This is a genomic window from Brevibacillus reuszeri, assembly GCF_002897295.1.
GTDB lineage: Bacteria > Bacillota > Bacilli > Brevibacillales > Brevibacillaceae > Brevibacillus > Brevibacillus reuszeri_A.
Genome location: NZ_BEXF01000002.1, coordinates 267,225 through 287,290, shown reverse-complemented (window position 1 = coordinate 287,290; position 20,066 = coordinate 267,225). Strand labels below are relative to the sequence as shown.

Sequence of the window (20,066 nt, the reverse complement as noted above, 5' to 3'; positions counted from 1 at the left end):
AGGAGAATTCGATAAGAATAATTTTAATGAAAGTAAATAGTTGCACTCTTATTAAAAGTGCGATAACATAAAAGAGTAAGAATATTTATAACTGAACGACAACAGATGTACACAGCAAGCCTAAATTCCTGTGGATAGGCAGCCCCTATTCATACACCCGGAGTTTACGACCAAGCTGATCATTTGTCTCCCAGCCATGTTTGGGGACGAGTGTTTGGCTTGGTCTTTTTCGTGCATGCGTGTGGCAGCAAAAGAAAGGAGCATCCCTTTATGAAACCCTTCACAGGACGACTTCAACGTTGCATCCTGTCCATGCAGTCAGAGCGGATGAGCCGATTACTCGTCAGTTCCACAGCGAATTTGTACTACCTTACCGGTCAACACATCTCCACGGGAGAGAGACTCAGCTGTCTTTATTTTGACGGGGAGAACAAGCCGAAGCTGTTTATCCACCAAATGTTCGCAGGTCAGCTTACTTTGCCGGAAGAGATTGAGGTCGTTCTCTGGTCAGACGAAAACGATCCTGTCATTCTTTTGGCGGAGCATGTGGGAACGAGCGGGGAAATCGGGATTGACCAAAGCTGGTCTAGCTCCTATCTGATTGATCTGCTGCGCATCCGTCCCGAGCTCCAGCCAATTAAAAGCTACGTCGTAGAAAAGCTGCGCGAAATTAAGGATGAGTGCGAGATCAATATTCTGCGCCAATCCGCCCGCATAGCCGATGCGGTCATGCACCAGGTAGTAGAGCTGCAGTATTATCCGGCAACCGAGCGGGAAATGGCAGAGACGATCCGCAGCTTTTTCGGGGAGCATTCGGTGCATGATTTATCCTTTCAACCAATTATCGGCTTCGGGAAAAACAGCGCCAATCCTCATCATGAGATCGGCATGACCAGTCTGATACCAGAGCAGGCAGTCGTGATTGATATGGGAGGGATTTACCACAGCTACTGTTCAGACATTACGCGAACACTTTACTACGGCAAGCCGAATCAACGCTTCGAAGAAATTTACAAGATCGTTCGCTCTGCACAGGAAAAGGCGATTGCGATGATCAAGCCGGGAGTCAGGTTCGCAGATGTGGACCGCATGATCCGCAGCGAATTTGCCAAAGTCGGCTACGACCAATATTTCACACATCGAACAGGTCATGGCTTGGGACTGGAATTGCACGAAGGACCATTCCTGCATCAAAACAATGAGGATGAAATGCAGGCAGGGATGGTGTTCAGCATCGAACCGGGGATTTATTTGCCGGGTGAGTTTGGAGTTCGTATTGAGGATATCGTCGTAGTGACAGAGGGTGGCTGCGAGGTACTCACGCAAAGCCCGAAAGAAATTAGCTACATCGACATTCGCGAGGGGTAACAAGCAAGAGAGAAATAGATTGTCCATTTAGAAAGGGGATCTCATGAGATGAAAAAGAAAGGCTTATGCGCACTGGTTTCCATCGCTTTTCTAGTAACGGCTGCGATGACTGGGTGCAGCTACAAAGCACCAGAGAACAGCAGCAGCTCCCAAGCAGGTACGCCGCAAACGACTACAGAAGGCCAAGGCGAGCAAGCAGTTAAGTCAGATGAATTGAAAATTGGACTGGATGTTGACGCAGGAACGATGGACCCGAGACTCTCACGCGATACGACAGCTGCACGGGTAACCGACCTCGTTTTTGACGGCTTGATCCGACTCTCTGACAAAATGGAAGCGCTGCCTTCCCTGGCTGAGAAGTGGGAAAATCCTGATCCGACTACATGGGTGTTCACACTGCGCAAGGGTGTGACCTTTCATGATGGCACGCCTTTTACCGCACAAGATGTGAAATTTACCTATGATTCGCTCTTGGACCCTAATTTCAAGGCACCGTACGCAAAGCTGTATGCACCGATCGCCAGCGTAGATGTGATTGACGAATCAACCGTCAAATTTACGCTGAAGCAGCCGTATGGACCGCTGCTGAGCTACCTCGATCTGGGAATCGTTCCGAAGCATCTGGCGGAGAAGGACCCGCAAGCCTTTTCTTTCAATCCTGTGGGAACCGGACCTTACAAGATGGTGAAATGGGATAAAAACAGCAAGATTGCCTTTGAAGCAAATGATCAGTATTGGGGCGGTCCTGCGAAAACCAAAAAGCTGACCTACTTTATCATTCCGGACAACACCACACGCGTATCCGCCCTGGAAGCAGGGGACGTCGATCTCGTTCATTCGCCGCTCTCGCCACAGGACATCACGAAAATCAAGAACAACAACAACTTTACGGTTATCGAGACTGAGGGACTGGGCTTTACTTACCTCAACTACAACACGACCAATCCGATTCTGTCTGATGTAAAAGTACGCCAAGCCTTTGCCCATCTGGTAGATAAAAAGCTGATTTCCGAAAGCCTCTACGCAGGAATGGATAAGCCGGGGCAAACACCGTTGATTCCTCCATCGTGGGCATACGACCCGAGCATAACGGGCTTCTCCTATGATCCAGTAGAAGCAAAAAGACTGTTTGATGAAGCGGGCTGGAAGGATACCAACAGCGATGGCTTCCTGGACAAGGACGGACAAAAGCTGACAGTCACCTTGTCTACCCATACGGAAGACCCGAACCGAATTCAAACCGTAGAGTTCCTGCAAAACGAGTTCGCCAAAGCGGGAGTAGACGCCAAAGTATCCACAACAGAGTGGCCAACATTCTCCGCAAACATGATGTCCCAAAAATTCGATATCGCCCTGCTCGGCTGGCTCAGCCTCGTTGATCCGGATCGTGCTATGTACGGACAGTTCCAATCGCAAAGCGAAAACAACTATGGCAAGTACAACAATCCAAAGGTCGACGAGCTTTTGGATAAAGGACGCGCATCGCTGGATCAGGCAGAGCGTGCCAAGATTTATCAGGAAGTAGCCAAAACAGTTACGGAGGAAGTAGCGTACGATGTTGTTTTGTACCAAGGCTATGTGGCTATGCACTCCAACAAGCTCACTGGCTTCAAGGAACACCCGAAAGGTAGCCTGTACAACCTCAAAGATGTGGAAGTGAATAAATAAGTGGCTGGGGAGATTTCCTCCCCCGCTTCACTTACAGCGTAAGGAGCGATCCTTTTGGTCACGTATCTCATAAAACGATTGTTCCAAATGGTGCCGGTCGTCATCGGTATCTCTATCATCGTCTTTTTCCTCTTGCACATGATTCCGGGCGATCCGGCGATGGTGCTGCTTGGGCAGGATGCCAGTCAGAGCGAGATTGAGCGGCTGCGCAATCTGATGGGGCTTAATGAGCCACTGTATGTCCAGCTTTTTACCTTTTTGAAAAATGTGGCGATGGGTGATCTGGGCCATTCCATTTTCCAGAATGAATCTGTCCTGTCCCTGATTACGAAGCATCTCCCTGCCACTTTGGAGCTGGCATTTCTCGCGATGATTATCGCGCTCGTCATTGCGATTCCGCTTGGGATCTTGTCTGCGGTAAAGCAGTTTTCCTGGGTCGATTACATCAGTATGTTTTTTGCGCAGCTGGGAGTGTCGATTCCGGTTTTCTGGATGGGCATGCTGCTCATCATCGGCTTGTCCGTGAATCTTGGTTGGTTCCCTTCCTTTGGACGTGGCGAGCCTCTTACCGAAGCATTATGGACAGCGATTACAACAGGAAACATCTACGATCTGGTTCAAAGCATACGCAGTTTATTTTTACCTGCCTTGACGCTTGGGGTCATGAGCGCAGCGCTAATTACCAGGATGGTTCGCTCTACGATGCTTGAGGTGCTCAAAGAGGATTATGTGCGAACAGCTGAGGCAAAAGGTGTAAGCGGATTCATGGTGATCGTCAAGCATGCGTTTCGCAACGCGCTGATCCCAGTCATTACGATTGTCGGACTCCAGTTTGGCAACCTGCTGGGTGGCGCGATTGTCACGGAGACGGTCTTTGCATGGCCTGGCATCGGTCGACTGGTGATTACAGCGATCAGCCAACGCGATTTTCCAGTGGTGCAAGGCAGTGTCTTTATTATCGCCTTCCTGTTTGCGCTCACGAATCTGATCGTCGATATTCTGTACGCTGTCGTCAACCCCAAGATACAGCAGAGATAAGGAGGGAGGCTGATGAACGTCAATCTGCTTCGTACTGCAGCCAGAAGCAAGGCTGTGTTGATGGGGGGAATCATCGTGCTTGCCGTCATGGTGGCGGCGATACTCGCACCACTGTTGTCCACGCATGACCCCTATGAAATGAATGTAAAAGAGAGATTGCTTGATCCGCTGGAAGGCGGCCATTTGCTAGGGACGGACCAGTTTGGGCGCGATCTGTTTACGCGTATTCTGTATGGGGCACGGGTCTCGCTTGAGGTAGGGATTGTCTCCGTTAGTTTGGCGCTGGTCATCGGCGTGACACTTGGTCTGATTTCTGGCTACTATGGCGGCTGGATTGATACCGTGATCATGCGATTTGTCGATATCGTGTTGTCCTTTCCAGTGCTGCTGCTCGCTATTGCCTTCGTCGCAGCGCTCGGTCCAGGCATAGAAAATGTGATTATCGCGCTTGCTCTGGTCTATTGGACGAGCTACGCGAGGCTCGTGCGGGCTACAGTCCTCTCCATCAAGGAGGAAGAGTACGTACAGGCAGCACGCACCATTGGCTCCAGCGATTTTCGCATCATTGTGTACAACATTTTGCCCAACTGCTTGGCTCCGATCATCGTCGTCGCGACGCTGGGACTTGGTCAGGCGATTGTGGCAGAAGCGACACTCAGCTTTTTGGGGCTCGGAATTCAACCACCTGAATCAAGCTGGGGCTGGACCTTGGCATTTGGCATGAAATTTTTGCAGGATGCGCCTCATCTATCTATTTATCCAGGTGTGGCGATTATGCTCACGGTACTCGGCTTCAATCTTTTGGGCGATGGCATCCGTGACCTGACAGATACCAAATTGAAACGAAAATAATGAGGAGGCTTAACCCATGAACCAAGTAAAACGCGAATATAACGAAATCCCGGTAACACACCTGTCCAACGGAGCCAAAGTAACACTGCCGCTGCATACCATCTACGGAAAGCAAGAAGGACCAGTTCTCGGTTTGTCCGCTGTCATTCACGGTGATGAAATCATTGGCGCTGAAATCCTGCGCCGCGTCTATGATCGTCTGAACGAAGAAGAGCTGTCCGGTAAGGTCCTGATCATGCCGGTAGCGAATCCACTCGCATTCGAATCACTAACACGCAACACGCCGCTGGACATGAACAACCTCAATCGCGTATTCCCGGGCGATCCACAGGGCTGGGTGACCGATCAAATGGCACATGCGATCGTGACCAATTTCCTCGATAAGATCGATGCCTATATTGACCTGCATGCTGGTGGAGCAGTACCGATCGTTGATTACGTGTACATCCAAAATGATGAAGCATTGTCCCGTGCCTTTAACTTCCCGGTGCTGTACCGTCCGGCTCATCCGTACGAGGGAACAACAGCTACGTATACATCGGCAAAAGGCATACCTAGCGTGACTGTAGAGGTAGGCGGAGGTCCTAACTACGAGCAAGCTGTAGAGCGTGGCGTAGAAGGTATTTTCAACTGCATGCGTCATCTGAAAATGCTGCCGGGTGAAGTCGTGCCTGCACCGAAGCAAGTCGTCATGACTGAAATCCAGATCATTCGTCCGACACAAGGCGGCCTTTTGGTGCCAGGCTTCGATTTCAGCGCAGTAGGCTCTGTGATTGAGGGCAAGCAAGTATTGTCTCGCACGTACAATCCGCAAACCTTTGAGGAGCTGGAAATCATTCATACTCCTTTTGAGCGTAATCTGGTGATTCTGATGCGCGGCAATCTGCACAAGGTAAATCCGGGCGATTATGGCTTCATGATTGGAAATCTGGATACTGCCGAGGAGGCGTAAACACAAGTGACTTTGCGAGATGAGCGGGATATGCAGTTGTCCGAAACCTACTGCCGTATCGTGCTGGGGATGGACAACCTGTATCGAAATGGACATGAATCGACCAACGAGGCTTCCTTTGACCGGGAAGGGCTCGTGCCCATCAATCTGACAGATGTCGCCCCTAATTCTTATACAAGCTGGACTGAGGTGCGCGAGGATTTACGGAGGCTGCTTGCTGATTATGCCAAAATCACTGACGAGGTGCGCCGCAATTACATGCAGCAGCAGATTGGATCGCTAGACGTACTTGCAAACTGGTGCGCGGGTGCGGACATACCCTTCAGGGAAAAAGTGCGAGGCTTCTTGTATGTAAATGAAAATCCTGTGACGAGTGCAGAGCAAAAAACATTGCATGCGCGTCTGGACAAAGCGCTGTCACAGTGTGGATACCAAGGCACGCTCGCGCAAAAGGTAGCGGCATGGGAGGCAGAGCGGCGCGTTCCGGCAAAAGAGCTTGATTCGGTCTTGCGAGAAATGCTGGCGACAGCACGGGCACTCGTAGCCGAGCGGATGTTTCCGCAAATGGCAGACGTAGAAGTGACTCCTGAAATCGTGTACGGCGTTCCTTACAATGCCTACTGCGACTACGTAAACGGCAAGATGTATCTAAACGGCGATCTCGCCTACACGTACGAGGGACTCAAGCATCTCGTCACGCATGAGTGCTTCCCGGGTCATACCACACATATGTACATTCGCGAGCTTGGGGTAAAGGCAGGCGAGCTGCCACTGGATGCCGGACTCGTCATCACCAATACAGCGTCCAGCTCTGTATTCGAAGGAATCGCGGACAACGGCATGCGCTTTATTAGCTGGGGCTACACTGTCGATGATCATATTTATGAAATCTATCAGCAGATACGCTCTATTTCCGGAATGAATGCGGCCCATATGATTCATACAGAGGGCAAGACCCCCGAAGAGGCAGGTCACTATTTGAAAGAGTTTGCTTTTGGTGAAGACAACTGGATCGCTTCTCGCCTGCGCTTTGTTACTCATTCATTAAGAGCACCGTTCATTTATAGCTACTGGCGCGGCAACGAAGCAGTGTACGAAGCATACAGCCGACTGGCTCCAAGTGAACATAACCAGTTCTATCAGTTCCTATATAAAAGCATGCTGTCGGCTGACACAGTAAAACAATATGGCTAAAGAGGTGTTCAACATGGATTTCACAAAATCAAAGGAACTATACGAAGCAGCAAACCGATCGGTGCCTGGTGGCGTTCATTCCAACTCCCGTTTTCGCTCTCCACACCCGCTCTATTATAAAAAAGGCGATGGAGCCTACATTTGGGACCTCGACAACAACCGTTATCTCGACGTAGTCATGGGTAATGGCGCTGTCATTCTCGGGCATAACGACAAAGATTTCAATGAGCGCATGGCTTCCTATATGACGAGTGGCATTGTGACGGGACTGGAAACAGAGCTGAGCGTAAAAGCAGCAGAAACCTTCCTCTCCCTGGTGAAAACAGCTGAGCAGGTGCGTTACACGAATACCGGCACCGAAGCGACCATGCACACGATGACAATGGCGCGCACTTTTACAGGAAAGCCGCATGTGGCAGTTATTGAGGGCGCTTATAACGGCTGGCATGACGCGGTGTACGTCAGCACGTGGCCAGACATGACCAAGGCTGGAGATCATTCAGCTCCAAATTCCCTCCCAGGTACAAGCGGATTAATGAAAGAGATCGTAGAAACTACGTTGGTTCTGCCATTTAATGACCTGGAGGCAGCGGAAAAGCTCCTGACAGCCAACCAGCACCGGATTGCAGCTCTGATTATCGAACCGACGATGATTGATATTGGCTACATCCCGGCGAAAAAGGAATATCTGCAAGGGCTGCGCCGCTTGTGCGACCAGTTGAATATCGTGCTTGTCTTTGATGAGCTGTTGACTGGCTTCCGCGACAGCGAGGGTGGGGCACAGCAGCATTATGGGGTCGTGCCAGACTTGGCTACGTTCGGAAAAGCGATTGCCAACGGGTACATGCTGGCAGCCGTCGCCGGAAAAGCTAAAATCTTTGAAACCGTCACTCCGGGAAAAGGAACCTGCTCCTTTATCGGAACTTATAATGGGCATCAAGTGTCATTGGCTGCTTCTATGGCATTCATGGAGCTGTACAAGGAAAAACGCGTATTTGATACGTTGCAGGCACGGACTGCGCAGTTAATCAGTGAATTTGACCGTTTGGCGCAAAAGCACGGGGTAGCGGCGAGAATGCAGGGACGCGGAGGGCACTTCCACTGGTATTTTACCAATGAGTCGATTGCGAACTACCGTGAAGCACAAGCGTCTGACAAAGAGGATTATGCTCGCTTCATCAATCATTTGAGCAGCAAGCAGGTGTACTGCCTGCCAAACTATCTCTTGCACCATGCCATCTCGATGGCGCACGACGATGCGATTTTGGAACAGTTTGTCGCGGATATGGACGAGAGCCTGGAGCAAGTAGCGATCGCAAAAGCAGCGAAGTAAAAGGGGGAGGACTATGGAGCGCCAACAACCTGTTTTGGAAGTCAGGGACCTGAGAACCACCTTCCGTTCGCAGGGGCAATCGTTTCATGCCATAGATGGGGTATCCTTTACAATCGGACAGGGCGAGACGATTGGCGTGGTCGGCGAGTCAGGATGTGGCAAAAGTGTCACGTCCCTCTCCATCATGGGACTGATCAAGCCGCCAGGTCAGGTGAGCGGCGGACAGATTCTGTTCAAGGGCAAGGACCTGCTCTCCCTCGGCAAAAAGGAGCTGCGCGAAATTCGTGGGAATCGGATTTCGATGATTTTTCAGGAGCCGATGACATCACTCAATCCGGTGTATACCGTCGGCAATCAAATCATGGAAGCGCTGAAAATTCATACGAAGCTGGGCAAATCCGAGCGCAAGGCGAGAGCAGTCGAGCTATTGAAAATGGTGGGGATTCCTCGTGCGGAGGAGATCATCTCAGATTATCCCCACCAGCTCTCCGGGGGTATGCGGCAGCGTGTCATGATCGCAATGGCGATGGCTTGCGATCCGGAGCTGTTGATTGCCGATGAGCCGACTACTGCTTTGGACGTGACGATCCAGGCGCAAATTTTGGAGCTGATGAAAGAGCTGCAGCACAAGCACAACATGTCGATGATGCTGATTACACATGATTTGGGCGTCGTATCCGAGGTGTGCGATCAGGTCATCGTCATGTATGCAGGGATGATTGTGGAGAAGGGGCCTGTCCGAGAAATATTGGACAATCCCCAGCATCCTTACACCCAAGGGCTGCTCGCCTCTCTGCCAAAAAATGCGAGAGCCAATCATCGCCTGAATTACATCCCTGGTCAGGTACCACCTCCGCTGCAATGGGGCAAAGGCTGCCGTTTTGCGGATCGCTGCCCGCATGTAACCGAACGTTGCCGTCAGGAATTGCCGGGACTGTTTGCCGCTGGACCAGCTTCACAGGCTGCCTGCTGGCTCGTCAGCGAGGGAGGAGGAGCACAGCATGCATGATCAGCCAAAAGCAACCACGAGCAATGAAACCTTGCTTGAAGTAAGCGGACTAAAAAAGCACTATCCGATAAAAAAGGGAGTTTTCTCCACCACCGTTGGTACGGTAAAGGCAGTTGACGGCGTCAGCTTTTCGGTATCGAGAGGGGAAACGCTCGGTATCGTGGGGGAGTCAGGCTGCGGCAAATCGACAACAGCCCGATTGGTAATTCGGCTTTTGCAGGAGACCGAGGGCTCGATTCGTTTTGCTGGCAAGGAGCTGACCTCCCTGTCAAAAGGCGAGCTGCGAGGTGTTCGCCGGGACATGCAGATGATCTTCCAGGACCCGTACGCTTCGCTGCATCCGCGCTGGACGATTGAGCGCACGTTGATGGAACCGATGCTGGTTTATGGCATGGGCTCGCGGGGGGAGCAACGCGACCGGATACTGGAGCTGCTGGACAATGTGGGACTGAATCCGAGCTACGCCAAGCGGTATCCGCATGAATTTTCCGGGGGACAGCGACAGCGCATCGGGATCGCGCGGGCACTCGTTCTGCAGCCGCAGCTAATCATCGCGGATGAGCCTGTATCTGCCCTGGATATATCCATTCAGGCACAGGTCATCAATCTGTTGCAGGACTTGCAGGAGCAGTACAAGCTCACCTACATGTTTATTTCCCATGATTTATCGGTGGTGCGCCACATTTCGGATCGGGTAGCTGTCATGTATTTGGGTAGGATCGTAGAGCTTGCGGAGAAGGAGAAGCTTTTTGAAACACCCTTGCACCCTTACACGCAAGCGTTGATGTCTGCTGTACCTGAGGTAGCTGGTGAGAAGCGGGAGAGGATCATTTTGCGCGGAGACGTACCAAGTCCGGCGAAGCCGCCAGCAGGCTGCACGTTCCACACCCGCTGCTCAAGCTGCATGGATATTTGCAAAACAGAGATACCTGTACTCAAAAAGGCAGCTGATGGTCAGCTGGTAGCTTGTCATTTGTACACATAGGGTAATGACAATTGTCAGGAGAAGAAAGGAGTGCTGTGTATGTTGATCGCTCGTGGACAGGAAGTTCAGGCAGAAGCTGTACCAGATGTCGTGCTCAAAACGATGCTGCCCTTTGGCATTATAGAGGGTGGCAAGACTCGCTTTGGCATAGTAACCATCCCTCCAGGCTCCCGAATTCCCGTCTCTGGTCTCGCGCCACACGATGAAGACGAGTATTCGATCCTGGTCAAAGGCACAATGGTTACGACAATCGGGGAAACAGAGCATCGCATTCAAGCCGGGGACTCTACGCTTATACCTGCCGGAGAGGCGCACGCTGTATACAACGATGGTGACGAAGACTGCGTATTGGTTTGGGCGCTAGTCAAACGCTCATAGCAATCAAATCGATGGGTGAATAAGCAACCAGTGTGTTTCCGTGAATAGCGGGACATGCTGGTTGCTTTATATTTCAGGGATGTCCCCGTACAGAACGAGCCACTGGCAGATCACTTGAGATAAATCGGTTTCTACCGTACACTCAGAACTTATGAGCCTGTCATTTGAAATTGGAAAAATAAATCTTTTAGAGTGGAGGGTAATTCATGCATTTATTTTATAAGCAAACACTGAGTCTGCTAGACACCGAGCTTAACCGAATCCAAAAAGCATTAGAGCGTTTGCCGGAAGAGCTGGTATGGAAAAAAGTGCGCGGCAGTACAAACAGCATTGGTAATTTGTGTTTGCACCTAGCGGGTAACGAATATCAAAACGTGGTGAGTGGAATCGGTCAAAAACCGTTCATCCGTGAGAGGTCAGCAGAGTTTCTAGCAGAGGGCTCATTTTGTTCTACTGAATTACTAGAAAAGCTAACACAGGTACGTGAACAAACACGCGAGCAGTTACAACGGCTGTCAGCAGATGATTTTCAGAGGGTAGTTCACATCATTTATCCGCCAGGAGCAGGTATCGAATCCTATACCAAGACAATTATGGAAATCTTATATCATACAACGTCGCATTACTCATATCACACTGGTCAGATCGTATATATGACGAGGATATTACAGGAAGGTGACGAACGTCTGTTGAAATGGAATCATTGATATATAAATAATTTTGTGTTACTTTTTCAAAATATAATTAAAATTAAAAGATAAATACACTAATCTGGAGGTAAGACATCGTGAATAAGTCAGCGAATTTGTTACTTAGCACAATATTAGCTCTGTCCCTCATGCTGGTTGGCTGTGGAAAGACAGAAGGAGACAATGCAGCAGCACCAAACGCGAATCAGACAGCTGAAGCTGCTTCCGTACAAATCGGGATGTTAAAACTGACGAGCTCCGCCCCACTCTTTATCGGCATCGAAAAAGGGTTTTTCAAAGAAGAAAATATAGACGCCAGGGCCAAATGGTTTGAGGCCGCACAACCAATCGCAGTGGCTACAGCTGCAGGCAGTGTGGATGTAGGCGCGACTGGTATTACTGCGAGCTTGTACAACATGGTTGCAGGCGGACAAAAGCTGGTGATTGTTGCGGATAAAGGACGAGAGCAGCAAGGTTACTCCTCCTCTGCTTTGTTGTTCCCTAGCGATTCACCTCTGAAAAGCATTGAAGAGCTAAAGGGCAAGAAAATCGGGATTACCCAGACCGGCTCTACTTATCACTATATGGCTGGCAGACTCTTGGAAAAGCATGGCCTTGGTTTGCAGGATGTGGAGTTGATCCCACTTAACAGCATCAAAGGCTTGATGGAAGCGTTGAAAAGTAAACAGGTAGACGCCATTTTGCTGAACGAGCCAAATATTTCTACGGTTGTAGAAGAAGGCTATGGCAAAGTCATTGCGCAAATTGGCGACGAGATGGACTACCAAACATCCGGCATCTTTTTCTCACCCAAGCTGGCTGAAAATAAGGATGTAGCAGAGCGTTTTCTCAAAGCGTATGCCAAATCCACCCGTTACTACTACGATGCGGTTTTGACCAAAAAAGACGGCAAGATCGTACCAGGTGCGAATTATGATGAAGTAGTTAGCATTATCGCCAAGTATACGGACCAAGAGCCGGACCTGATCAAAAAAGGCCTGCCTTATATGGATCGTGATGGCAAATTGCTAGAAAGCGATATCAAAACGCAAGTCGATTGGTATGCAAAAGAAAAACTGATTGATAAAGCGATTGATACAAAAGAAATCGTAAATATACAGTTGTTGGATGATGCAGTGCAGAAATTAGGGAAGTGATCGCGATGAGAATCGTCATTGAAAACGTCGATAAAACGTTTATTGACTCCAAAAAAAGAGAAGTTACCGCCTTGCAAAACATCAATTTTTCGATTGAAAAGCAAGAGTTCGTTGTTCTCGTGGGACCAAGCGGCTGCGGGAAATCGACTCTTTTGAATATCGTCGGAGGCTTGATGTCTCCGACGCAGGGCTCAGTGTACTTTGAAGGGACCAATGGGAAAAAGCCTACTCTCGGAATTGTCTTTCAGGAGATCGCTTTATTTCCATGGAGAACGGTTTATGAAAACGTGATTTACGGGCTGGAGGAGAGTGGAGCCAGCAAAGAGGTACAAAGGGAAAAGGGCAAGCACTACATCGATATGGTTGGCTTACAGGGCTTTGAAGGAGCGTATCCGAAGCAGCTCTCTGGCGGGATGCGGCAGCGTGCAGGTATCGCTCGAGCTCTCGCGATCGAGCCTGACCTACTACTGATGGACGAGCCCTTTTCGGCGTTGGATGCTCAAACACGGACTATCATGCAGGAAGAGCTCCTGACGATCTGGAACCGAACGCGCCTGAGCACTCTATATGTGACACATAACATTCAAGAAGCGGTTTATTTGGCTGATCGGGTCATCGTTTTATCTAGACACCCTGGTCAGATCAAGAGCATCATCGAGATCGATCTGCCGAAAATAGGTAGAGATCAAGAAGAGTACCGCAGCCAGTTTGAGCAGTATGCCAACGAGATTTGGCAGCTTATTCGCCACGATGCGCAAGAAGCATCGAGGGAGGGATAACAAGATGTCTCAAGACAGACAAATCATAACCAATCGTGTAGCCTTTTTAGAGCAAAAAATACCTAGTTATGCGGCAGTAGTAGGGATAGCAGGCTTATTAGTTATATGGGAGATCATCTGTCGATTGGAGATTGTTCCCCCGTTGTTTTTGCCCGCCCCGACCGCTATTTTATCCGCGGGCTGGGAAATGCTTTCGAGCGGTGAATTGTACAAGGATTTGCTCGCCAGTATGTATCGTATTGGAATCGGTTATTCGCTCGGCGCGATTCTTGGTATTGTGGTGGGGCTGATTCTCGGATTTTCAAAATGGACCGATGCGATCGTGTCTCCCATCGTTTATTCGATTTATCCGATTCCAAAGATTGCGCTGTTGCCTCTCATCATTTTGTGGCTAGGCATTGGAGAAATGCCAAAGGTAGCGATTATCGCTCTAGGTGTGTTTTTCCCTGTGGTGATCAACACGTTTTCTGGCGTGAAAAACGTGGACCCCATCCTTATTAAAGCAGCAGTGACCTTTGGCTCCAATCATCTCAATGTGATTCGCAAAGTGATACTGCCAGGATCATTGCCGATGATTTTTGCTGGCTTGAAGCTCGCTGCCGGTACATCCCTTCTGCTGCTGGTGTCAGCTGAGATGATCGCGGCTCAGCAGGGGATCGGTTCCATGGTTTTGCACTATGGAAACCTGATGATTACAACCAAGCTCATGGTGGGCGTACTTATTCTATCCTTGCTCGGCCTGACGTTTAACCGCGTACTGGGATGGATCGAACGCAAGCTGATCCCGTGGAAGTAAAAAAGAATAAGTAACTTATCTTGGCGGCGATCATTCCCGGTTACATCTACAAGGGAGTGGTCGCCTTTTTTTGTCTCAAGTTTTTTGCTGCAGTTGTGATAGAGGTTACAGAATTCCTAAGGAGGCCGGTATATAATTCCATAATAGAATCAAATCTTTATCGAGGGGAAGCAGGACATGTACGTAGTCCCGTTTTTTCTCAACGTTTCTACGTACATATAAAACGTTAAATGTTACAATTATTCTGACAGAAATAATAGAAGAAAATGGTGGGAAGAAATGAATTCGACACAAGAGGTTCGATCAGGGGTAAGCAGGAAGCTATTCGTCGGCAGAATAAAAGAATGCGATTCACTGAATGAGTGGTTAGATGACCCTGAGGCTCCATTGCGCATATTCTCCGTAACGGGGATCGGCGGGATCGGAAAAAGCAGCTTGCTTGCAGAATTGCTGCATAGCGCAAGACAGCGAAATGCCAAAGGCTTGTGGCTGGATGGGCGCTCTTGCGGACAGACGCCAGTTGGCTTCCTCGAATATATATCGGCGGCCGTCTCCCTGGAGTTTTGGGACCGGAACTACTCCCACCCGCTCGAACCTCTTTTGCAGACAAGTCCGCAGCAACGAATCGTGCTATGCATCGACAATTTTGATAACCTCTCCCTATTGGAAGGCTGGCTTCTCGAAGCTTTCTTGCCCAAGCTGCAATCTACTGGCATTGTATTGATTCTAGCATCACGATCAATCTTATCTACGGCATGGAAAACCCATTCCCAGTGGGGGAAGCATCTGCAGGAGCTGCCGCTTGTCCATTTTTCCCATCAAGAAGCGATTGACTACATTATATCAGCGGGTCCTATTCAAAAGGACATGGCAAGAGAGTTGGCTCATTCGACTGACGGGCACCCGCTTGCTTTGGCATTATCCGTGGAAGCACTGATACAGCAAAAACGTCTATCAGCCGAGGATAAGCAGATTGTTTCGCAAACGATCAGTGCCCATATCCTGCGCGAACTGACGCTTGCGAAATTGCAGCCACTCGTTGATGTGCTGGTCGTCCTGCAATATGCCAACCAGGAGATCCTTTCGCTTGTTTTGGATGAGACTGTAGCATTAACAGACTATCAGCTGTTGAAGGGGATGTCCTTTGTCCGTTCTACACCAGAGGGGTTGTCTCTGCACGATCTGGCTCGTATGCATCTGTTGCGTGATTTCCGGCAGCGCGAGCCTCAGCGCCTGCATCTGCTGCGTGCCAAAGCCGCGTCGATTTTATATGAGCAATTGCAACAGGCAAAGCCGCAAAATAAGAGGATCATCACCTCTCAGATGCTGCAGCTTAGCAAGGATTCTTTTCCACTGCATCGACTCTATGCCGATTTGACGGTTGACTCCCTGATCTCACCGCTCGAATCCATTCATGCCGAAGAAGATTTACCTGTGCTGCACGAGCTCTTGCGTCAATGGTGCGAGTACAGTGTAGATCCATGGCAGAGTGAGAACTACCATGAATTTCTAAGTGAGTTGGCTGTTCGTTTCCCAGAAAGCATTGCTGTCCTGCGTGGAGCAGATGGATTACCGATTGGAATGTTTATCGGGGTAATGATCCACAAAGATACTAGCGAGCTTATGAGCAAATATTTTCCGGCAGAAATGGCGGAATGTTATGAACCACATGAATTGCTGTGTGAACACGACCAGGCAGATTCGTATTATGCGGTACTTGGAGCGGCGACCAATCAACTCCCAGGATTCAGTCGAGAGGAACTGGTGGGCCTGCTCACATTGGATCGCTTGTCCTTAATCGGAGAAGGCGCGAGAGTCATGCTAGTGGCAACCAACTCTGATTTAAAAGTGTTTCTGCAGCAGCTCGGCTTTCTAATCCGGGCGACAAAAACCAGAGACTGCGATACTTCCTATGCGAGAGCAGATGTGCTGGAGCTGGATTTTCGTCATGGACAGTTTGGTGATTGGATCATGTCCTTCTTCTCGGAGAAAACCAAGTCGCCTGCTAAGCTGACAGCCACCTCTGATTTGACGAAAAAGTGGGTCCGCAAGCTGCTTTCTTCTTTGCACGAACCTGCTGATTTACAAGCTTTTGTATCTGAATTTCACGATGCAGAAAATGTGACGGACTTATATGAGAGAATTGTAGCTCTTTTATCCACTGAATCAACTTTATTGTCTAGTAAAGACCGTGAGCTGCTAAACGCAGCTTATCTGACTCATCCGGATAATCCGATTGCAGCTGCCCGCTCGTGCAATATGAGCAGGGCTACCTTTTACCGTCATTTGAACATCGCGGTATCCAACTTTATGGAAGTTTTGAGAAATAGCGAGATACGAGTGGTTGCTGAACAAGACTAAAGAGGCCTAAGATAGGTCTCTTTTTTCTATGAGGAAAAACCTGTGTAAGAAGTCCTGGTAATCGCTTATAATCAGAGCGTGAAACGTGAAAACAGCAGCTTTTGGTAAGGTCTAACATGCGTCTACTAGACTAGCATCCTAGTTCACAAGATAGAGACCAAGATGGGATGAGGATGAGACATGAATGAAGTATGGAGAACGAATGCAACCTTTCTGATTGTTGATGACCAGGAATATAATCTTAGCTTGCTAGAACGTATACTTCGGCGATCAGGTTTTTCTCATTTGCACTGTACGACTGACCCGAAGCAGATGGAGCCGCTGTACAATGAGCTCCAGCCAGATATTATCCTGATTGATTTACATATGCCTGAAATGGATGGGTTTACTCTTTTGAAAAGACTGCAGGAGCTCAAACCAGAGGGCGACTACTTGCCAACTCTGGTGCTGACTGCCGATGTGACACAGGAGGCGAAGAAAGAGGCCCTTCATTTGGGAGCGAATGATTTCCTGACCAAGCCATTGGATAAAACGGAGGTAGTACTTAGGATTAACAACTTGCTGCGCACGAGATTCTACCATATTCAGCTGCAGGATCAAAATCATCGCTTGGAGCAGCGTGTGCAGGAACGAACATTGGAGCTTGAGAAAGCAAAGAATGAAATTTTACAGCTGCTGGCTCGCACATCAGAATTCCGCGATGATGATACGGGTCAACATACGGTCCGTGTGGCTCTGATGGCAGAAAAAATCGCAGCAGCTCTTGGTTTGTCGCCACAGGAGGTACAATTGATTAAACAGGCGACACCGCTGCATGATATCGGAAAAATCGGAATCCCTGATGAGATTTTGCTGAAGCCCGGCAGATTTACTCCTGAGGAATTCCAGCGAATGAAGGAACATACGACCATTGGTGCAAGCATTCTGGAAGGAAGCCAGTTCTCAATACTACAGCTGGCGCAGACAATCGCGATGACCCATCACGAAAAGTGGGATGGAACGGGGTATCCAATTGGGCTAAACGGAGAAGATATCCCGCTAGCGGGTAGAATCGTTGCATTGGCTGATTTCTACGATGCGCTGACGAATGAGCGCCCATATAAACGAGCCTGGACGCGACAAGAAGCGTTAGCGGAAATAAAGAAGCAGCGTGGAGCGCATTTTGATCCGCAAGTGGTTGATGCTTTCCTTCAGATTGTAGGGGAAGAAGAAAAGTCATCGATCACAGCGGTAGAAGGGGCGATGTACCGATGAAGGAACGGCCGCTCGGTTTATCCTCACAGAACGGAAGTGACGGGATGCAGGAAATAGACCTTCTGCGCAGGCAGCTTGAGCGTGAGAAAAAAGCCCGCAAGGAAGCAGAAGAAATCGCTGAACAGAAGACGCGGGAGATTTATTACGTCAATCAAGAACTGCGAGAATTAAATGATCAATTGGAAGAGATGGTCAAGGAGCGTACGGCAGAGCTGTCGAAAGCGCGTGATGAAGCGGTTGCGGCCAGCCACATCAAAAGCCAGTTTCTAGCCAATATGAGCCATGAATTACGAACGCCATTAAACGCGATTCTCGGTTACAGCGAAATGCTGAAGGAAGAAGCCGAGGATATGAACGAACACGGCTTTGCAGATGATCTGGGCAAAATCCACCACGCGGGAAAGCATCTGCTCTCTCTCATTAATGACATACTCGATCTTTCCAAGATTGAGGCAGGCAAAATGGACTTGTTTTTGGAGAACGTCGATATTCTCGAGATGATTGAAGAGGTGCTGGCCACGGTTAGGCCATTAGTAGAGGCAAATCATAATCAACTGGAAGTGGAGTATCCAGATGGAACGATCGAGACAGATATAACAAAGTTCAGGCAAATCCTATTCAATCTGCTGAGCAATGCGAGTAAATTCACCCAAAACGGTACGATCTCACTGACTGTAAGACATGAAGCCCAGGCAGAAACTCCAGGAATCAGTATAGCCGTAACGGATTCAGGGATTGGCATGTCTCAGGAGCAGATCGAGCACATTTTTTTAGCATTCAAGCAAGCTGATTCCTCTACCACTCGCAAATATGGTGGCACAGGATTGGGTCTGGCTATCAGCAAAAGGCTGTGCCAATACATGGGTGGGAACATTACGGTCGATAGTGAGCTCGGAAAAGGAACTACATTTATCGTCTGGCTGCCGACTCGAAGGGAGCATCGGGACGAAGCGTTGCCCGTAGCTACCCAATTCGCGGGGCAGGTACAGGCAGGGAGCCAGATTGTGCTAGTAATCGATGACGATCCTGCGATGCTTCAGCTGATGCAACGCTTTTTGAGCAAGGAAGACTGTTCTGTTGTGCTTGCGTCAAATGGGCAAGAAGGTATTCGCTTGGCGAGAGAGCTGCGACCTTCCCTGATTTCACTAGATGTACTGATGCCGGGAATGGACGGTTGGAGCGTCTTGACTGCATTAAAAAATGATCCGGAGCTGGCGAGCATCCCGGTTATCATGATTTCCATGACCGACGACAAAAATTTAGGATATGCTTTGGGTGCCTCCGAATTTTTGGTTAAACCGGTTTATCGAGACAAGCTCGTGTCCGTCTTGGACAAGCATCTGCCGGAACGCCAAACCAAGACAGTGCTGGTCATCGAGGATGATGACACGACCAGTCACATGATGACCAAAATGCTCGAAAAAGAAGGCTATCGGGTAAAACAAGCTGTAGATGGACGGATTGCTTTGGAAAGCGTGGCTGAGGCGCTTCCCCAGTTGATCCTGCTAGATTTAATGATGCCGAACATGGATGGCTTCGAATTCGTAACCGAGCTGCGCAAACGTGAAGAATGGCGCTCCATTCCGGTTGTGGTCGTGACAGCCAGGAACATTTCAGCGGAGGATCGACTGCGACTAAATGGATACGTAGAGAGAATCGTACAAAAGGGGAGCTTCCAGCGTGAAGCTTTGCTCCATGAAATACGTGCTTTGATGATCGCTTCTCTAGAAGGGAAAAAAACGAAAACCGAGGTTAAAGATGCGTAAAATACTGCTTGTAGAAGATAACGAAATGAATCGCGACATGCTCTCACGCCGTTTGATGCGAAAGGGCTACGAGGTCATTATCGCGGTGGATGGTCAAGAAGGAGTGGAAGCAGCAAAAAACGAGCTGCCGGACCTGATCTTGATGGATTTGAGCCTACCAGTATTAGATGGGTGGGATGCGACACGTCAGTTAAAAGCATTTCCACAAACGAAGCACATTCCGATCATCGCTTTGACAGCACATGCGATGGCAAGCGATCGTGAAACAGCTTTGGCAGCAGGCTGTGACGACTTTGATACAAAGCCAGTAGAGTGGAGTCGGTTGCTGGAAAAGCTGCAGCATTACTTAAAAGAAGAGTAGTGTCAACAAAAACGAGGCAGGTGCATATTATGGCACCCGCCTCTTTTTGTTTTCGATTTATCCTCTGAGAGTTTGCCATTACCTCTAGCCGCAACATACTATGAATCCAAAAAGGGGAGAATCTGT

Annotated in this window: 18 protein-coding genes; all 18 read left to right on the top strand. The window is 49.2% G+C overall.

Features of this window, described 5'->3' with window-relative positions:
• Positions 1-270: 270 nt before the first annotated feature.
• The 18 genes from C3B52_RS04405 to C3B52_RS04320 all read left to right on the top strand — a co-directional run bounded on the left by C3B52_RS04405 (position 271) and on the right by C3B52_RS04320 (position 19,940).
• Complete coding sequence (locus tag C3B52_RS04405; protein WP_103104885.1) at positions 271-1,368, top strand: M24 family metallopeptidase; 1,098 nt, start codon at positions 271-273, stop codon at positions 1,366-1,368.
• Between the two features lie 48 nt (positions 1,369-1,416).
• Complete coding sequence (locus C3B52_RS04400) at positions 1,417-3,036, top strand: ABC transporter substrate-binding protein (RefSeq protein ID WP_103104884.1); 1,620 nt, start codon at positions 1,417-1,419, stop codon at positions 3,034-3,036.
• A 54-nt stretch (positions 3,037-3,090) separates the two neighbouring features.
• A complete protein-coding gene (locus C3B52_RS04395; protein WP_103104883.1) occupies positions 3,091-4,074 on the top strand; it encodes an ABC transporter permease in 984 nt (327 codons plus the stop codon).
• A 12-nt stretch (positions 4,075-4,086) separates the two neighbouring features.
• Positions 4,087-4,926 carry a nickel transporter permease gene (gene nikC, locus C3B52_RS04390; RefSeq protein WP_103104882.1) on the top strand — a complete coding sequence of 280 codons (840 nt, stop codon included), beginning with the start codon at positions 4,087-4,089 and terminating at the stop codon, positions 4,924-4,926.
• 16 nt (positions 4,927-4,942) lie between these two features.
• Entirely contained in the window at positions 4,943-5,878 is a 936-nt protein-coding gene (locus C3B52_RS04385; RefSeq protein WP_103104881.1) for a succinylglutamate desuccinylase/aspartoacylase family protein, read from the top strand.
• A gap of 6 nt (positions 5,879-5,884) precedes the next feature.
• Positions 5,885-7,072 (top strand): hypothetical protein, encoded by a 1,188-nt coding sequence (locus C3B52_RS04380; protein ID WP_103104880.1) that lies wholly within the window; start codon positions 5,885-5,887, stop codon positions 7,070-7,072.
• A 13-nt stretch (positions 7,073-7,085) separates the two neighbouring features.
• Entirely contained in the window at positions 7,086-8,405 is a 1,320-nt protein-coding gene (locus tag C3B52_RS04375) for an aspartate aminotransferase family protein (protein WP_164684695.1), read from the top strand.
• 13 nt (positions 8,406-8,418) lie between these two features.
• Positions 8,419-9,414: an ABC transporter ATP-binding protein gene (locus C3B52_RS04370; RefSeq protein WP_103104878.1), complete on the top strand. Its 996-nt coding sequence runs from the start codon at positions 8,419-8,421 to the stop codon at positions 9,412-9,414.
• On the top strand, positions 9,407-10,399 hold the full coding sequence (locus C3B52_RS04365) for an ABC transporter ATP-binding protein (protein ID WP_103104877.1): 993 nt from the start codon (positions 9,407-9,409) through the stop codon (positions 10,397-10,399). The genes C3B52_RS04370 and C3B52_RS04365 overlap by 8 nt, the downstream gene beginning before the upstream one ends.
• A gap of 39 nt (positions 10,400-10,438) precedes the next feature.
• Complete coding sequence (locus tag C3B52_RS04360; RefSeq protein ID WP_103104876.1) at positions 10,439-10,777, top strand: cupin domain-containing protein; 339 nt, start codon at positions 10,439-10,441, stop codon at positions 10,775-10,777.
• Positions 10,778-10,983: 206 nt separating this feature from the next.
• On the top strand, positions 10,984-11,484 hold the full coding sequence (locus C3B52_RS04355) for a DinB family protein (protein WP_103104875.1): 501 nt from the start codon (positions 10,984-10,986) through the stop codon (positions 11,482-11,484).
• An 80-nt stretch (positions 11,485-11,564) separates the two neighbouring features.
• Positions 11,565-12,623 (top strand): ABC transporter substrate-binding protein, encoded by a 1,059-nt coding sequence (locus C3B52_RS04350; protein WP_103104874.1) that lies wholly within the window; start codon positions 11,565-11,567, stop codon positions 12,621-12,623.
• 5 nt (positions 12,624-12,628) lie between these two features.
• On the top strand, positions 12,629-13,402 hold the full coding sequence (locus C3B52_RS04345; protein WP_103104873.1) for an ABC transporter ATP-binding protein: 774 nt from the start codon (positions 12,629-12,631) through the stop codon (positions 13,400-13,402).
• Positions 13,403-13,406: 4 nt separating this feature from the next.
• Complete coding sequence (locus C3B52_RS04340; RefSeq protein WP_103104872.1) at positions 13,407-14,198, top strand: ABC transporter permease; 792 nt, start codon at positions 13,407-13,409, stop codon at positions 14,196-14,198.
• A 279-nt stretch (positions 14,199-14,477) separates the two neighbouring features.
• A complete protein-coding gene (locus tag C3B52_RS04335) occupies positions 14,478-16,559 on the top strand; it encodes an ATP-binding protein (protein ID WP_103104871.1) in 2,082 nt (693 codons plus the stop codon).
• 180 nt (positions 16,560-16,739) lie between these two features.
• Complete coding sequence (locus C3B52_RS04330) at positions 16,740-17,813, top strand: HD-GYP domain-containing protein (RefSeq protein ID WP_103104870.1); 1,074 nt, start codon at positions 16,740-16,742, stop codon at positions 17,811-17,813.
• Positions 17,810-19,579, top strand: a complete 1,770-nt coding sequence (locus C3B52_RS04325; protein ID WP_103104869.1) for a hybrid sensor histidine kinase/response regulator — start codon at positions 17,810-17,812, stop codon at positions 19,577-19,579. The genes C3B52_RS04330 and C3B52_RS04325 overlap by 4 nt, the downstream gene beginning before the upstream one ends.
• Entirely contained in the window at positions 19,572-19,940 is a 369-nt protein-coding gene (locus C3B52_RS04320) for a response regulator (protein ID WP_103104868.1), read from the top strand. Before C3B52_RS04325 ends, C3B52_RS04320 begins: the two co-directional genes overlap by 8 nt.
• The last annotated feature ends 126 nt before the right edge of the window (positions 19,941-20,066 follow it).

Bases quoted from the DNA above. Each gene is read 5' to 3' on its own strand.
- C3B52_RS04370 (WP_103104878.1), top strand. From the start codon at position 8,419: ATGGAGCGCCAACAACCTGTTTTGGAAGTCAGGGACCTGAGAACCACC.
- C3B52_RS04365 (WP_103104877.1), top strand. From the start codon at position 9,407: ATGCATGATCAGCCAAAAGCAACCACGAGCAATGAAACCTTGCTTGAA.
- C3B52_RS04340 (WP_103104872.1), top strand. From the start codon at position 13,407: ATGTCTCAAGACAGACAAATCATAACCAATCGTGTAGCCTTTTTAGAG.
- C3B52_RS04405 (WP_103104885.1), top strand. From the start codon at position 271: ATGAAACCCTTCACAGGACGACTTCAACGTTGCATCCTGTCCATGCAG.
- nikC (WP_103104882.1), top strand. From the start codon at position 4,087: ATGAACGTCAATCTGCTTCGTACTGCAGCCAGAAGCAAGGCTGTGTTG.
- C3B52_RS04360 (WP_103104876.1), top strand. From the start codon at position 10,439: ATGTTGATCGCTCGTGGACAGGAAGTTCAGGCAGAAGCTGTACCAGAT.
- C3B52_RS04355 (WP_103104875.1), top strand. From the start codon at position 10,984: ATGCATTTATTTTATAAGCAAACACTGAGTCTGCTAGACACCGAGCTT.
- C3B52_RS04400 (WP_103104884.1), top strand. From the start codon at position 1,417: ATGAAAAAGAAAGGCTTATGCGCACTGGTTTCCATCGCTTTTCTAGTA.
- C3B52_RS04325 (WP_103104869.1), top strand. From the start codon at position 17,810: ATGAAGGAACGGCCGCTCGGTTTATCCTCACAGAACGGAAGTGACGGG.
- C3B52_RS04320 (WP_103104868.1), top strand. From the start codon at position 19,572: ATGCGTAAAATACTGCTTGTAGAAGATAACGAAATGAATCGCGACATG.
- C3B52_RS04335 (WP_103104871.1), top strand. From the start codon at position 14,478: ATGAATTCGACACAAGAGGTTCGATCAGGGGTAAGCAGGAAGCTATTC.
- C3B52_RS04330 (WP_103104870.1), top strand. From the start codon at position 16,740: ATGAATGAAGTATGGAGAACGAATGCAACCTTTCTGATTGTTGATGAC.
- C3B52_RS04385 (WP_103104881.1), top strand. From the start codon at position 4,943: ATGAACCAAGTAAAACGCGAATATAACGAAATCCCGGTAACACACCTG.
- C3B52_RS04345 (WP_103104873.1), top strand. From the start codon at position 12,629: ATGAGAATCGTCATTGAAAACGTCGATAAAACGTTTATTGACTCCAAA.
- C3B52_RS04375 (WP_164684695.1), top strand. From the start codon at position 7,086: ATGGATTTCACAAAATCAAAGGAACTATACGAAGCAGCAAACCGATCG.